9 protein-coding genes are annotated in these 14,190 nt (G+C 59.3%); 7 read left to right on the plus strand and 2 right to left on the minus strand.

What is annotated here, in order from left to right; translation table 11 throughout:
* Positions 1–258 precede the first annotated feature (258 nt).
* Positions 259–2,385, minus strand: a complete 2,127-nt coding sequence (locus MAIT1_RS13105; RefSeq protein ID WP_085442947.1) for an adenosylcobalamin-dependent ribonucleoside-diphosphate reductase — start codon at positions 2,383–2,385, stop codon at positions 259–261.
* Positions 2,386–2,924: 539 nt separating this feature from the next.
* Between MAIT1_RS13105 and ubiE the strand changes: the two genes are divergently transcribed.
* From ubiE to MAIT1_RS13135, 5 genes are all read left to right on the plus strand, one after another.
* On the plus strand, positions 2,925–3,677 hold the full coding sequence (gene ubiE, locus MAIT1_RS13115) for a bifunctional demethylmenaquinone methyltransferase/2-methoxy-6-polyprenyl-1,4-benzoquinol methylase UbiE (RefSeq protein WP_085442949.1): 753 nt from the start codon (positions 2,925–2,927) through the stop codon (positions 3,675–3,677).
* 12 nt (positions 3,678–3,689) lie between these two features.
* Positions 3,690–4,367, plus strand: a complete 678-nt coding sequence (ubiT, locus tag MAIT1_RS13120) for a ubiquinone anaerobic biosynthesis accessory factor UbiT (RefSeq protein WP_085442950.1) — start codon at positions 3,690–3,692, stop codon at positions 4,365–4,367.
* Entirely contained in the window at positions 4,364–6,007 is a 1,644-nt protein-coding gene (gene ubiB / locus MAIT1_RS13125; protein ID WP_085442951.1) for a 2-polyprenylphenol 6-hydroxylase, read from the plus strand. The genes ubiT and ubiB overlap by 4 nt, the downstream gene beginning before the upstream one ends.
* A 502-nt stretch (positions 6,008–6,509) precedes the next feature.
* Positions 6,510–7,010 (plus strand): 3'-5' exonuclease family protein, encoded by a 501-nt coding sequence (locus MAIT1_RS13130; RefSeq protein ID WP_085445456.1) that lies wholly within the window; start codon positions 6,510–6,512, stop codon positions 7,008–7,010.
* 1,082 nt (positions 7,011–8,092) lie between these two features.
* On the plus strand, positions 8,093–9,640 hold the full coding sequence (locus MAIT1_RS13135; protein WP_085442952.1) for an MHYT domain-containing protein: 1,548 nt from the start codon (positions 8,093–8,095) through the stop codon (positions 9,638–9,640).
* 445 nt (positions 9,641–10,085) lie between these two features.
* Here MAIT1_RS13135 and rsmI read toward each other — a convergent pair whose 3' ends face one another.
* Positions 10,086–10,952: a 16S rRNA (cytidine(1402)-2'-O)-methyltransferase gene (rsmI, locus tag MAIT1_RS13140; protein WP_085442953.1), complete on the minus strand. Its 867-nt coding sequence runs from the start codon at positions 10,950–10,952 to the stop codon at positions 10,086–10,088.
* A 53-nt stretch (positions 10,953–11,005) separates the two neighbouring features.
* Between rsmI and MAIT1_RS13145 the strand changes: the two genes are divergently transcribed.
* Together MAIT1_RS13145 and MAIT1_RS13150 are read left to right on the plus strand one after the other, a co-directional pair.
* Positions 11,006–12,892, plus strand: coding sequence for a penicillin-binding protein activator (locus tag MAIT1_RS13145; RefSeq protein WP_085442954.1), 1,887 nt, complete (start codon positions 11,006–11,008; stop codon positions 12,890–12,892).
* Positions 12,893–13,384: 492 nt separating this feature from the next.
* On the plus strand, positions 13,385–13,981 hold the full coding sequence (locus MAIT1_RS13150; RefSeq protein WP_085442955.1) for a hypothetical protein: 597 nt from the start codon (positions 13,385–13,387) through the stop codon (positions 13,979–13,981).
* The last annotated feature ends 209 nt before the right edge of the window (positions 13,982–14,190 follow it).

Here is a 14,190-nt window from a genome sequence, read left to right on the forward strand (position 1 = left end):
ATCAGCACGGAGTAAAACTAACGAGGGTCCAGGGAAATCATTTCCCTGGCGGGTCACGGGCAGCGCCCGTGCGGGTCCAGGGCAAAGCCCTGGCGGGTTGAGGGCGGCGCCCTCATGGGGTTTGGGGCGAAGCCCCAATATCTTTCATCTTCCAGCAAACCCAACTGGGGAAGTCATGAAAGTTGGATCGGGGTTTGGGGCGAAGCCCCAATATCTTTCATCATCCCAAAATCATCAAAAGCCCAGCGTCACGAAGACTCAATACTTACCGTAGTAACCCTCTTTCAACGCATCGAAGAGGTTGGCGGCGGTGTGGGTTTCGCCGTCGTAGTGGACCTCTTCGTTGCCCTTCACCTCCAGGGTGGAGCCATCTTCGAGCTGGAAGCGATAGGTGGTGTTGGCCAGATCCTCCTCCTTGACTAGCACGCCCTGGAACGCTTCAGGGTTGAAGCGGAAGGTGGTGCAGCCCTTCAAGCCCTTGTCGTAGGCGTAGAGATAGATCTCCTTGAAGGCGTCGTAGGGGAACTCGGTGGGCACGTTGATGGTTTTGGAGATGGAGCTGTCCACCCACTTCTGCGCCGCCGCCTGAATGTCCACATGGGCGGTGGGGGGGATGGAGCCGGCATCCACAAAGGTCTCGGGCAGACGGTCGGCCTCCTCGGTGGCGTAGGGGTCGCCGTGGGGATTGACCAGTTCGCGATAGGCCAGCAGCTCGAAGCTGAAGACGTCCACCTTCTCCTTGCTCTTCTTGCCCTCGCGAATGATGTTGCGGCTGTACTTGTGGGCGAAGCTGGGCTCAATGCCGTTGGAGACGTTGTTGCCCATGGAGAGCGAGATGGTGCCGGTGGGGGCGATGGAGGAGTGGTGGGTAAAGCGGCACCCATGCTCCTCGATGGCGTCCAGCAGTTCGGCGGGGAACTGCTTGAGATAGCGGCTGTAACGGGTCATCAAGGTGCGCGCGGGCACGGCGTCGCCCGGCTCATGGCCCGCCTGTTTGAGTTCGGGACGCTTGGCGAAGTGGGTGGCGTTGAGAATCACGTCTTCCGTGAGAATCGGCGCCGGGCCCTTCTCCTTGGCCAACTCCACGCCGCACTCCCAACCGGTGAGCGCCATCTCGCGGGCCACGCGCTCGGTGAAGGCCACCGAGGCGGAGTCGCCATAGCGCATGTTGAGCATGCAGATGGTCGAACCGAGACCCAAAAAGCCCATGCCGTGACGGCGTTTGCGCTCGATCTCCTCGGCTTGCTTGCCCAGCGGCAGACCGTGCAGCTCCACCACGTTGTCGAGCATGCGGGTGAACACCCACACCACCTCGCGATAGCGCTCCCAATCGAACTCGGCGTGGTCGGTGAAGGGGTCCTTGACGAATTTGGCCAGGTTCACCGAACCCAGCAGGCAGGCGCCATAAGGCGGCAGGGGTTGCTCGCCGCAGGGGTTGGTGGCGCGAATCTCTTCGCAATACCAGTTGTTGTTCATCTCATTGACCTTGTCGATGAGAATAAACCCCGGTTCGGCGTAGTCGTAGGTGGAGGACATGATCACGTCCCACAACCGCCGCGCAGGCAGGCGCTTCCACACCCGGCAGGCCACTTCGCCCTTATCGTTGGTCTTATACCCGTTCTCCACCGGCCAGGGGCGGTAGACGATCTCCATGGTGGGATCTTCCAACTCATACTTGTTGGCCGGGAACAGCAGCTCCCAATCCATGTCGGATTTCACCGCTTCCATAAAGGGTTCGGTGATCAGGCAGGAGAGGTTGAACTGACGCAGGCGGCCATCTTCGCGTTTGGCGCGGATGAAGTCGGCGACGTCGGGGTGGGTGATGTCGAAGGTGGCCATCTGCGCGCCGCGACGACCGCCCGCCGAGGAGATGGTGCGGCACATGGCGTCGAAGATGTCCATGAAGGAGAGCGGCCCGGAGGTGCTGGCCCCGGCGCCCGCCACAAACGCCCCTTTGGGACGCAGGGTGGAGAACTCGTAGCCGATGCCGCAGCCCGCTTTGAGGGTCAAACCCGCCTCGTGGACTGAGGCGAGGATCTCATCCATGGAGTCGTACACCGTGCCGGAGACGGTGCAGTTGATGGTGCTGGTGGCGGGTTTGTGCTCACGCGCGCCTGCGTTGGAGACGATGCGTCCGGCGGGGATGGCGCCGTTCTGCAGCGCCCACACAAAGCGCTCATGCCAGTATTGGCGATTCTCTTCGGGCTCCACATCGGCCAGGGCGCGGGCGACGCGGTCATAGGTGCCCGCCATATCGGCGTCCACCGCTTCGCCATCCTTGCGCTTGAGACGGTACTTCTTATCCCAGATGTCCCACGAGGCTGGTTGCAGCGGAATTTGCTCGTTGGCGGCGCTCCCTGCGACCCGTTCGGCGCGATTCGACATGCCTTCACCCCAATCCCTGACCGACGCGCTCCAGCGGCATAGGCGCGCGGTGTTTCTTATTTATGACCCGAATGTGCGCGACCCGCGCGAAAACGCGGGCGCCTCCCCCAAAATGCTCGTCCCACAGCCTGGCTGAGTGGCCCCGGCGCGCAGCGGTAAACTGCGGCGACAGCAACGCTCTCCAATGTCGCAAAGCGCGCTTGGCCTTGATAAATCCAGCTTTTTTTGATGTTTCCAATGCGGCGTGTGGGTCTTGGCTCCCTGGCGATATGATGCGTTTGTCCTGCGCAACCTGCAAGACGTTTTGCGCGCCAGCTTCCGGGTAAACAGGGTAAGCCCCCGACGCCACAGATGAAATTTTCTGCTCCCCCAGGGCGCAGGCGGGGCGCGGGAGTGATTTCACAAACAGTTGCTGGAAATTCAGGCCGCTGGCGGGCCTGGGTATGGCGGACGGTTTCCCCAAACGGCGTGATGACGTACAATGCCCGATCGCCCCACAGATGGGGCGTTTGCATGGACACACATCAAGGAGCGGCGACATGTCCGATTCCCAGGAAACCACCCACTTCGGCTTTCGCGATATCCCCGTCGGCGAGAAGGTGGGACAAGTGCGCCGGGTGTTCGATTCGGTGGCGGAAAAATATGACCTGATGAACGACCTGATGAGCCTGGGCATCCATCGCCTGTGGAAGCGTCAGGCCATCGCCAAGCTCAAATTGCAACCGGGCGACCACTGCCTGGATCTGGCCGGCGGCACCGGCGACCTGGCGATCCTCATGCACAAGAAGATGGAAGGTCAGGGCCGCGTGACCCTGTGCGACATCAACCTCTCCATGCTCAAGCAGGGGCGCAAGCGGCTGACCGACGAAGGCATGGTGTCGAGCATCGACTGGGTCTGCGGCAACGCCGAAAAGCTGCCGTTCCCCGATAACAGCTTCCAGGCCGCCACCATCGGCTTCGGCATCCGCAACGTCACCCGCATCCAGCGCGCGCTGGACGAAATGCAGCGGGTGGTCAAGCCGGGCGGACAGGTGCTGGTGCTGGAGTTCTCCAAAGTCGCCATCCCCTTCCTGCGCCCCATCTACGACACCTACTCCTTCAATCTGCTGCCGGAGATCGGCCAGATCGTGACCAAGGATCGCGACTCCTATCAATATCTGGTGGAGTCGATCCGTCAGTTCCCCGACCAGGAGACCTTCAAGGAGATGATGGAGTCCGCCGGGCTCTATCGGGTGCGCTATGACAATCTATCGGCGGGCATCGCCGCCATTCACGTCGGTTTCAAAGTTTAAGGAGCGCGCGTCATGATCATGAAAATGTCCTGGCTGGCCGCGCCGATGAAACTGCTGCCGCAACCGGCCACCGCCGTGGGGCTGGGGGTGACGCTGAATCTCTTCTTCACCCGCTATCCCGACCTGAAACGGCGTCTGAGCGAACTGGCGGGCAAGGTGTTCGAGTTCACCGTGGAGGATCTGGGTCAGTCCTATTACATGCGCGTGGAGGACGATGGCCGCGTGCGCATCCACACCTACAGCGACGAGGCGCCCAACGTCACCATGAACGGCGACGCCGAAGCGTTCCTGCAACTGCTGTTCAACACCGAAGATCCCGACTCGCTGTTCTTTGCGCGCAAGCTGAAGATGTCCGGCGAGACCGAGACCGGCCTGCACTTCAAGAACATTCTCGATAACGTGGAGATCGATTGGTCGCAGGAGTTGGGTTCGCTGTTTGGCGCTCCCGGCGCGCAACTGGCCGCCAAGATGGCCGCCTGGAGCGCCGAGAAGGCCAATGCGGGCAAACAGAGCTTTGAGAACGGCATGGAGGAGTGGCTGGATATCCGCGAAGCGCCGCGCGCCAATGAGCTGGATAAACTCAGCAGCGGCGCCGAAGGGCTCAAGGAGCCCATGGAGGCGCTGGCGCGGCGCATCAGCCGTCTGGAGAATCGCCTCAAAGTGCGTCAGGCTGGGTCGGCGTCATCGTGATCAACTCCTGGCTGCACGCGCCCCGCTCGCTGTGGCGGATGGCGGTCATTACCCACATTCTGGCGCGCCACGATGTGATGGCGTCGCTGTCGCATCGCTATACCCTGATGCGCATCTGGAGCTGGCTGGTCAAGCTGCATCCGGGTTTTCGTCGCCACGTCAAACGCACCACCCAGGCGGCGCGGTTGCGTCTGGCCATCGAGGAGCTGGGGCCCACCTTCATCAAATTCGGGCAGATGCTCTCCACCCGCCTGGACATGCTGCCCGACGATGTGGGGCAGGAGTTCAAACGCCTGCAGGACGCGGTGCCGCCGTTTGGGTTTGATCAGGTGCGCGAAACCGTGGCGCTGGAGCTGGGCGCGCCATTGGAGACGCTCTACTCCAGCTTCGATCCCCAGCCGGTGGCCTCCGCCTCCATCGCTCAGGTGCATCATGCGGTGACCCAGGATGGCCGCGAGGTGGCGGTGAAAGTGATGCGCCCCAACATCGATCGGCAGGTGGAGGATGATATCCGCATGTTGGCGATGCTGGCGGCCATGGCCGAACGGGTGATGCCCGAGTGGCGTCGCCTCAAGCCGGTGAAGGTGGTGGAGGAGTTCGCCCAGACCATCCGCAATGAGCTTAATTTCCAGATCGAAGCGGGCCACTGCGCGCAGTTGGGGCGCAACTTCCAGAACCGTCCCGATCGCATTCGCTTCCCGGAGGTGATCGGTGGCCTGAGCGGGCAGAAGGTCTTCACCATGAGCTGGGTGGAAGGGGTCAAACTCAGCGAACTGACGGCCCACCCTGACAGTTATAACGCCATTCGCGGACCGGTGGCGGAGACGCTGCTCACCGCCTTCTTTAAACAGGTGTTCCACGACGGCTATTTCCACGCCGACCAGCACCCGGGCAACATTCTGGTGCAGGAGAACGGCACCGTGGTGATGGTGGATTTCGGCATCACCGCGCAGCTCACGCGACGTTCGCGGCGCTATCTGGCCGATCTGCTGCACGGCTTCCTCACCCGCGACTATCGCAAAGTGGCGCGGGTGCATCTGGAGGCGGGTTTTGTGCCGCCGGACACCGATCTGGACGCCTTCGAGGAGGCGGCGCGGCAGGTGGGCGAGCCGGTGTTTGGCCAGCCCTTGGCGGATATTTCCGTGGCGCGGCTGTTGGCCAAGCTGTTTGCGGTGACCGAAGAGTTCCAGATGGAGACGCAGCCGCAACTGCTGCTGCTGCAGAAGACCCTGCTGACTCTGGAGGGGTGGGGCGCGAGCTCTATCCGCCGCTCAACGCCTGGGAGATCGCCAAGCCGCTGGTCAAGGAGTGGATGCAGGAAGAACTCGGCCCCAAGGGGCGCATGCGACAGTTCCGCAAAGCGCTGGAGGAGAGCGGGCAGGCGCTGGCGTCGGCGCCGGAGTTGGCCTTGGGCGCATTGGACCGTCTGGCCAACGACCGTCTGTGGCTGCGGGTGCATCAATCGTCGTTTGAATCGGTGCAGCAGGAGATCCGTCAGGGCTTTGCGCGCCAGAGCGCGGCCACCATGGGCGGCACGCTGTTCTTGGGTGGGGCGATTTTGGCGGCGGCGGATTTCTCCGCCTGGTGGTATGCGCCGCCGTTTATTTTCGCCACCGTCAGCTTGTTGCGCGGCATGGTGACGCTGCGCTAAGAGAACGGCGCGCACGGAGTAAAATTGGCCGCCGACCAGTCGGCGGCGGGGTGATTCGGGCCATTCATGGCCCGCACCCTTCGGGCTCGCTGCGCGAGTCCGATTTGGCAATCCTGCCAAATCGTCTGGGGTCCGTGACCCCAGCGGCCCTAGGCGAAGCCGTATCGATAATTAAAGGGCGGAGCCCACGGTTTGTCTTTGTCCGTTGCCGTTTCCCCATTGAACAGAGTGGGAGCCAGTAGGGAGCTTGAGAGACTTTGGTAGCAACGAGCCAGCAAGGAGGCTGTCGGGGAAACGGCGGGTGAGTAGGCCGGCAGGGCCGTCGTCCGCAGGACGGCGAACTGCAGTGGAGCGACAAGTCTGGGGTAACCTCAAAGTGTCTGCGGAAAATATCAAAACCAAAGTAATAAGCCCCGGAATTTGGTTGGATTGAGGCGACGGGAAAGATAGGGTTAAGATCAACTTTTCAACGAAGCGCCAACGTGATGGTGATGAAAAACCTTAAGACCCCCTTGATTGTTGATGTCGAGGCTTCTGGATTTGGTCCGTTCAGCTATCCCATTGAGGTGGGGCTGGCGTTGGATCAGGGTCAGAAATATTGCTCGTTGGTGATTCCGGCGCCGGATTGGACCCATTGGGATGAGCAGGCGGAGAGCGTGCATCACGTCTCGCGCGACATTTTGCGGGAGTATGGCAAGCCCATTGAAGCGGTCGCCAAAGAGCTGAACCGTCTGTTGCAGAACAAGATTGTCTACACGGATGGTTGGGTGGTGGACAAGCCATGGCTGGACAAACTGTTCTATGAGAGTCGCATCAGGCCGGAGTTTACGGTGAGTTGTTTGGAGATGATTCTCTCCGAGGAGCAGATGGAGATTTGGCACGCGACCAAGGATCGCATTGAGGAGGAGATGGACGTGCAACGTCACCGGGCCAGCAACGATGCGTATCTGATTCAGAAGACGTGGCTAAAAACGCGCAATGGGAAGGCGTAGGCGTCCAGAGCGCAGGGAGTAAACTTGGCCGCCGACTGGTCGGCGGCGGGGTCTGGGGGCCGCTACTCCCAGCGGGGTGTGGGGCGGCGCCCCACGGTGTGGCTTTGGCAGTGTTTTTGCCGTTTCCCCATTGAACAAAGGCGGCGTCAGCAGAGAGTCTGATGCGAGGTGCGGAACGTTCAGCCAGTAAGCAGGCAAAAGGGGAAACGGCAGGTGAGCAGGACCCGGAGGGGCCGCCGCCCGCAGGACGGCGAACTGCTCGAAAACGCGGAGCCTGGGAAAGTCAAAAGTGTTTGTAGAAGAAACTGAATGCAGTAACTGTCTATTGATACTCGGGAATCCTCCTGAACTCCCAGAAACTTCTGACCTTTAAGGTTTTAGTCCTCTTGGTATATTACTTCCGTGAGGGCGAGTCTGTCGGCATCTTCTTGGTCGTATAGAGCAACAAAACTCTCCCCTCATGAATTCTGGTCAATATTGCCAAAGTCCCACCAAGATAAGCCTCCCCATCAGATCTCTCTCAGAGGCGCCATTTGATCATATACTCAGTAAAATCAGAAGTGAATATGAGCAATTTTGGCGATGGAAAGATATCGAGAACTCCGCCCTCAAGCTCTTATAGCCGCTTGAATCCAGAATGACACACATCCAAAGCGCTCAATGTTTGCATGACGTTGATTCAGCCTGTGCTGACTAGGGGACAAATTTCCAACGGAAATTTGTCGGGACGCTTAAGGGTCTGTGACCCTTAAGCGGGTATGGGCAGCGCCCACGGTTTGGATTTTGATCTTGGGAGCTCGAGGGCGCAGCCCTCGATATCTTTCAGCACCCATCTGTGCACTTTTGAATGCTAACGACTATAAAATCCACATCGTGGGGCCCGCCTCACGCCCGCTCCGACCAATAGTCAAAGCAAGCCGTACCTTCGTCACACAAACATTGGTTGTTCTGTGTCGTTTTGTTTGGATTTATTATAGTTTCCACTATAAATTTATCGATTTTATTTGGTGAATTATTCAAATAACAATACCATGTCATATTACACCCTACGATAATGATCGGAACACTGTTTGGAGAAGTACGTGGAATCAAGCGGACTCCTGGCGTTTCTCTCTGGTCCTGAAGAGATCGTACAGGCTTATCGTAGCCAATATGATCCGCTGCTGGTGTTTATCTCCATTTTGATCGCCATCCTCTCCTCCTGGGTCTCCTTCCAGATGGCCGCGCGTCTCAGCGAGCGCGGGTTCAGCCCCAGCGGGGGGCTGCTGTGGCACAGTTTCGGCGCGCTGTCTTTGGGAGTGGGCATCTGGGCCATGCACTTTATCGGCATGCTCGCCTTCAAGCTCGATTGCGGCGTCTATTACAACCCCGCCATCACCTTCCTCTCCCTGCTGCCAGGAGTGATGGCGGCCGGAGTCGCGCTCAAGCTCATCAACCGCCCGACGCTCACGCGTTCACACCTGTTCTTCGGCGGCCTCATCATGGGCGGCGGCATCGGAACCATGCACTACACCGGCATGGCAGCCATGCGCCTGAATGGCATACTGCGCTATGATCTCCCACTGTTTCTGATCTCTATCGTGGTGGCGGTGCTGCTGGCGATTCTGGCGCTGTCGATCCGCTTATTGGTGCGTCGGACCCAATGGGGCTGGTCGGATCAGGCACAAACCCTGGCGAGCGCCGTGGTGATGGGGAGCGCCATCTCCGGCATGCACTATATCGCTATGGAGGCGGCCTATTTCCTCCCAGGCGGCGGCCAGCATTCGATCGCCCCGAGCAATCCCGCCATGCTTGCCTGGGGCGTGGCGCTGGCCACCAGTCTGATTATCCTGCTGGCTATGGCCTCCACCTTTGTCAAACGCCAACTGGACGCCTCGCAAATCCGTTTTCAGGCCATCATTGAGCACATGAGTCAGGGATTTGCGCGCCTGGATAGTCAGGGCGTGATCATCGATGCCAATCCGGCTCTGCATACCATTCTGGGAGCGCAGGCGGATGCGCTCCAAGGTCAGCTTTTTACCGAATTGGTGCTGGGTCGCACCGCCAAGGAGCACTTTCTTTCCCTGCTGGATTCGCAGCAAAGCATAACGTATGACGCCAATCTCATCAGCAGCGCCGGCAAGGCGACCCCGTGTGAGCTGCATCTGGAGGTGCGCCAGTTCGCCGTTGACTGCGACCTGCTGCGGTTTGTGACGGCAACGCCGAGAACACGTCTCACCTGCATCCTGGGCGCGTTACGCGAAGGCATCTGCGCTATGGATCTGGAAGGGCGTGTTGAGGTGCTCAACACCGAGGCTGAGCGGCTGTTGGGCCGCAAGGAGAACGATTTGATGGGGCGCATGATTCTGGAGCGTTTTTGCCATCCGTATCACACCGCACAGGCGTTTCATATTGAGGAGATCATGCAACAGGCGCACAGCCAGCCAGTGAGCTTTGAGGAGTTGAAGCTCTCCCCGTATGAAGGTGCGCCGATCCCGGTTGATTTCACTCTATCGTTAATGTCTGTAGCCGGGCAGGGAGCAGGTTTTGTGCTGGTTTTTAAAGATATCTCGGACCAGTTGGCGATGCAGCGTCAAATAAAGGAGTTGCAGGCGCAGTGCGCCTCGAAGGCTAAGGCGGCGCAGGATTAATCCTGGACGCTTTCGAATTCTGGAGATCAATTCCAGTACGGCCACTCGCAACAGACGCCGGAAACAAATACAGAGCGGCTTCCAAGGATTGCTGCTGAATTTAATCCCCTCCCGCAAACACTTTTTGAGTTTCCCTGGTTTGAAGTTTTAGAGCAGTTCGCCGTCCTGCGGACGACGACCCCTCCGGGGCCTGCTCACCGCCGTTTCCCCGACGGCCTCCTTGCGGGCTCGTTGCTTCGAGTGCTTCCCCAGCTTCTTGCGGGCTCGGACTTTGTTCTATAAGGAAACGGCCAAAGACTACTGCCGAACCGTGGGGCGCCGCCCATTTGATTGTTGATACGGCTTCGCCTATGGCCGCTGGGGCAGCGGCCCCCAGACACCGCCGCCGATCAGTCGGCGGCCACCTTGACACACCTCTGGGACCGCCACTTTCCCGCACACACTCTTAGCCCTTCAGCTTCACCGCCACATCATACATCTCCGACTTCCTGCGCCCCGTCTGCTTGGCCGCCTCCTTGGCCGCTTCCTTTACCGAAAGGCCACTCTCCAACAGCTCCCTGACCACCTGCTCCGGGTCCAACGCCTGCCTGGCCGCCTCAACATCCGCGCCCGCAATCACCAACACAATCTCCCCACGCGGCGCCTCCGCAGTGAATTGCTCCGCCAATTCACCCAACGTTCCCCGATGCAGAGTCTCATACAGCTTGGTCAACTCCCGCGCCACACACGCCGGTCGATCCGCCCCCAACTCTTGCGCAGCAATGTTCAACGTATCCGCCAAGCGGCGCGGCGACTCATACAGAATCAACGTGCGCGGCTCCTGCGCCAAATCGGCGAAAAAAGCCCGTAACTGACCACTCTTGCGCGGCGGAAAGCCCTCAAAGGCAAATCGGCGCGCATCCAATCCCGAGGCGGTGAGGGCCGGAATCAACGCCGTCGCCCCCGGCAGCGCCTCCACCCGATAACCCGCATCCACCACCGCACGCACCAGCGGCGCCCCCGGATCGCTGATGCCCGGCGATCCCGCATCGCTCACCAGCGCCAACGAACGCCCCGCAGCCAAATCCGCCAATGCCGGGCCGATGCGCGATTGCGCATTATGCTCATGAAACGGACTCATGGGCGTGGCGATGCCGTGATGACCCAGCAAGCGCGCCGTGTGGCGCGTGTCCTCGGCCAAAATGCGATCTACGCTGTTTAAGATGCGCAAAGCGCGCAAAGTGATGTCCTCCAGGTTGCCGATGGGGGTCGGAACAAGGTACAAAATGGCAGGGAGGCGGGGATTTTCCCCCTCTTGCGGGGCGTCGTTCATAATGGTGCGGCTCTCCGATTCCAAACTCTCTTTATTATTGATTGGTCAACGCCATGGGCTTGTCGCGCGCGCGCACCCTGATTGTCGTCCCCATCGTGCTCCTGAGCATCGTTGTGCTGGGCGGTTGCGTCAATGTGAAACTCCCCGGCACAGGCAGCGAGGAGCAGAAGAAAGCCGCCCCAGTGCGCACCGAGGCCGACAAGGCGGCGGAGAAGAAGGCCGCCGAGAAGAAAAAAGCCGCCGAAGAGCTGGCCAAGAAGATCGAAGAGGAGAAAAAAGCCGCCGAAGCCGCCGCCGCAGAACAGCCTGCTGAAGAGGGCGGCGTGCGCCGGGTTCCGGCTCCGCCCACCTACATTCCCGAGGTGTTGGGCGAAGACGAGGCGTGGCGCCGCTATCTGAGCCAATATCTGCAACGGGGCGGCGTCGAAGACACCATGACGCTGCTCTACAGCTACCCCACCGACGCCCAGTTCAACGACGCCCAGGCCGCCGCCGCCGTGCGCGTCTTCGCTCAGGGCGGGGCCAAGCGGCTGCAACATCTGATGTCGATTCAGCCCGGCGAACGTCCGTTGCTGCGCCCCTATCTGGCGTTGGCGCTGGGTGACGCCCTGTGGCGTGAACAGGATGGCATTGGCGCGCAGCAGATGTGGAAACAGGCGGCCAAGGAGAGCGGTTGGACGCCGCTCCAGCGCGAGGCGCGCAAACGGTTGAATCCGCCCGAGGGCAAACCGGCCATCACGTTGGGCCTGCTGCTGCCGCTCTCGGGCAAGTATGAGGCGCTGGGGCGCAACCTGCTGCACGCGGCGCAACTGGCGCAACGGGACTACGCCGATGCGGGCATTGGTTTGTTGATTCGGGATACCGCTGGCGATGTCCAGGCCGCCCAGGCCGCCGCCACGGAGTTGATCGAAGCCGGGGTGGACGCCATCGTCGGCCCGCTGTTCCACGATCCGGCGCGGGCGGCGGTGGAGTTGGCGGTCAATAGCGCGATTCCCATCATGCCGCTCAACCCGCGCCCTGATCTGACCGTGTTCGATGATGACAATCCCGAGACCCAACGTCTGCTGTATCAGAACGCCTTTAACGCCGAGCAGCAGGCGCGGGATATGGCCCGTTACGCCATCGAGCGCGATAAGCGGCGGCGCGTGGCGATTCTCGCCCCGGACAGCGAACAGGGTCGCATGCTGGCTGAAGCGTTTGCCGATGAGGCCAAGCGTCTGGGCGCGGGTGTGGTGGGGCCGGACTACTTTCCCCGCGATACCCGTGACTTCTCACCGTGGCTCAAGCAGTTGGGCCATATTGATAAAGAGGCCATCGCGCGGCGCATGCGCACAGCGCGCAAGGCCCAGGCGCTGGATCCGGCGGATTCGGCGCAGACGGAAGAGGTTGACGACATTCCGCCCTGGTATGCCTTTGACGCGCTCTATCTGCCCGGTTCTGCGGCCCATGGGCGTCTGATGGCGCCGCAGTTGGCGTTCTACGACATTCACATTCCGCAGACGGCGCTGTTGGGCGCGGTGGGGTGGAACAGTCCGCATCTTTTGAGCGCCGGGGCGGAGTATCTGAAGGGCGCGGTGTTCCCTGACGCCGATGAGGCGCGTGCGGGGGCGTTCCACGCCGCTTATAGCAAAGCGTGGGGCGAGCGTCCGTCGAATCTGGCGGCGCTGGCGTATGATGCGGTGGCGGTGGCGGCGCAGAGCTTCCGCGAACTGCGCATGGCGCAGGCCCAGACCACCCAGGGCTGGACTGGATTATTGTTGCGCGATGCGGGCTTTAGCGGCGCATTGGGCGGATTGCGTTTTGGCGCGGATGGACGGAGCGCGCGGGACTTTACGCTGTATCAGGTGGAGGAGGAGGGGATCGCGCCGTTGGATGCGCCCGCCAAGCCCAAAGCCGAGGCGCAGGCGACGACAAGCCCGCAGCCCACAAGCGGCGGATAAGAGCAGAATTCAAGGCCAGCACGGAGCCGCCAAGGTAGCCGCCGACTGGTCGGCGGCGGGGTCTGGGGGCCGCTGCCCCCAGCGGGGTGTGGGGCGGCGCCCCACGGTGTGGCAGTAGTCTTTTGCCGTTTCCCCGCAAAAAGAGTGCGACCCAGTGGTGGTGGGTGGACACTCGAAGCAGAGAGCCAGCAAGGAGGCCGTCGGGGAAACGGCAGGTGAGCAGGCCCCGGAGGGGCCGTCGTCCGCAGGACGGCGAACTGCTCTAAAACTTGAAGCATGAGAAAGTCAAAAAGTGTTTGAGTTAAATGTTACAGTGGTAGTGACTAAATATCGAATTTTAGTTTAATTTTAGGGAGTTCCCTGATTTGCAGATTTCAGCACCCACCGAAGAAAATAAGTGACGAGCTCGAAAAATTATTCTCAATATAATCTAATAATTCTATAAATAATTGAAATGCTGATAGGAGGAGTGCTATTCAGGGGTAGATGGTAATGAAGACAATTATTGATATTATGATTTATATTTACTTCCCTCTGAAGTCAGCAGAGGCAATAGTTGTTGAATGCGAGAGCAAGGCGACAGGTGAAGTCGTTTGGAGAAGCGATCGTTGTAAATCAAGTGAAACGCCAAAACGTAATACAAGGAAAGTAGATCAGAAGATCCCTGTAAGAGAAACGTCTGACTTAGATAATCTGACTGATCAGATAATGAAATATCAGGCGGATTTTGAACATAATAAAAGAGTTATGAAAAGTGAATATAATAAAATGAAATTGAGAGCAAATCACTGGCTGGCAATATTCAGAAAAGACTTGGACAATTATAATAGGCTGTATGCACGTTATCTGGCTGCTGAAAGTGAGTACGAGAGGTACTGGAAGAAATGGTCACGTGATATATTTAATGATGTGAATTACACAAGATATCTAAATAAAGAAAAAATTATGAAGCGCGCTAAAGCAAGATCGAATGAAGCACTCACGAAAGCATGCAATACGAAAAGTAAAATACACTTCATGCAAAGCAATGCAGAATTCATTTGTTATGAAGGGGATGTCGCAGATGTCAGTAAATACATCTTTGAGTGAAAAATAATAATAAATTCAGGGAGGATTTATTTTATTCCCGCCCGCAAAGACTCTATTAACTTTCCCAAGATTCGAATTCTACAGCAGTTCGCCGTCCTGCGGACGACGGCGCTTTGCGCCTGCTCACCTGCCGTTTCCCCGACGGCCTCCTTGCTGGCTCACCGTTTCGTGCTTTTCTCTAACTTCCTACTGGCTCACACTCTCTTCAA

It is taken from the genome of Magnetofaba australis IT-1 (assembly GCF_002109495.1).
GTDB lineage: Bacteria > Pseudomonadota > Magnetococcia > Magnetococcales > Magnetococcaceae > Magnetofaba > Magnetofaba australis.

What these genes read in the sequence shown, in the direction of transcription:
- MAIT1_RS13105 (WP_085442947.1), bottom strand. Translation starts at nt 2,385, where the DNA reads ATGTCGAATCGCGCCGAACGGGTCGCAGGGAGCGCCGCCAACGAGCAA.
- ubiE (WP_085442949.1), top strand. Translation starts at nt 2,925, where the DNA reads ATGTCCGATTCCCAGGAAACCACCCACTTCGGCTTTCGCGATATCCCC.
- ubiT (WP_085442950.1), top strand. Translation starts at nt 3,690, where the DNA reads ATGATCATGAAAATGTCCTGGCTGGCCGCGCCGATGAAACTGCTGCCG.
- MAIT1_RS13130 (WP_085445456.1), top strand. Translation starts at nt 6,510, where the DNA reads ATGAAAAACCTTAAGACCCCCTTGATTGTTGATGTCGAGGCTTCTGGA.
- rsmI (WP_085442953.1), bottom strand. Translation starts at nt 10,952, where the DNA reads ATGAACGACGCCCCGCAAGAGGGGGAAAATCCCCGCCTCCCTGCCATT.
- MAIT1_RS13145 (WP_085442954.1), top strand. Translation starts at nt 11,006, where the DNA reads ATGGGCTTGTCGCGCGCGCGCACCCTGATTGTCGTCCCCATCGTGCTC.
- MAIT1_RS13150 (WP_085442955.1), top strand. Translation starts at nt 13,385, where the DNA reads ATGAAGACAATTATTGATATTATGATTTATATTTACTTCCCTCTGAAG.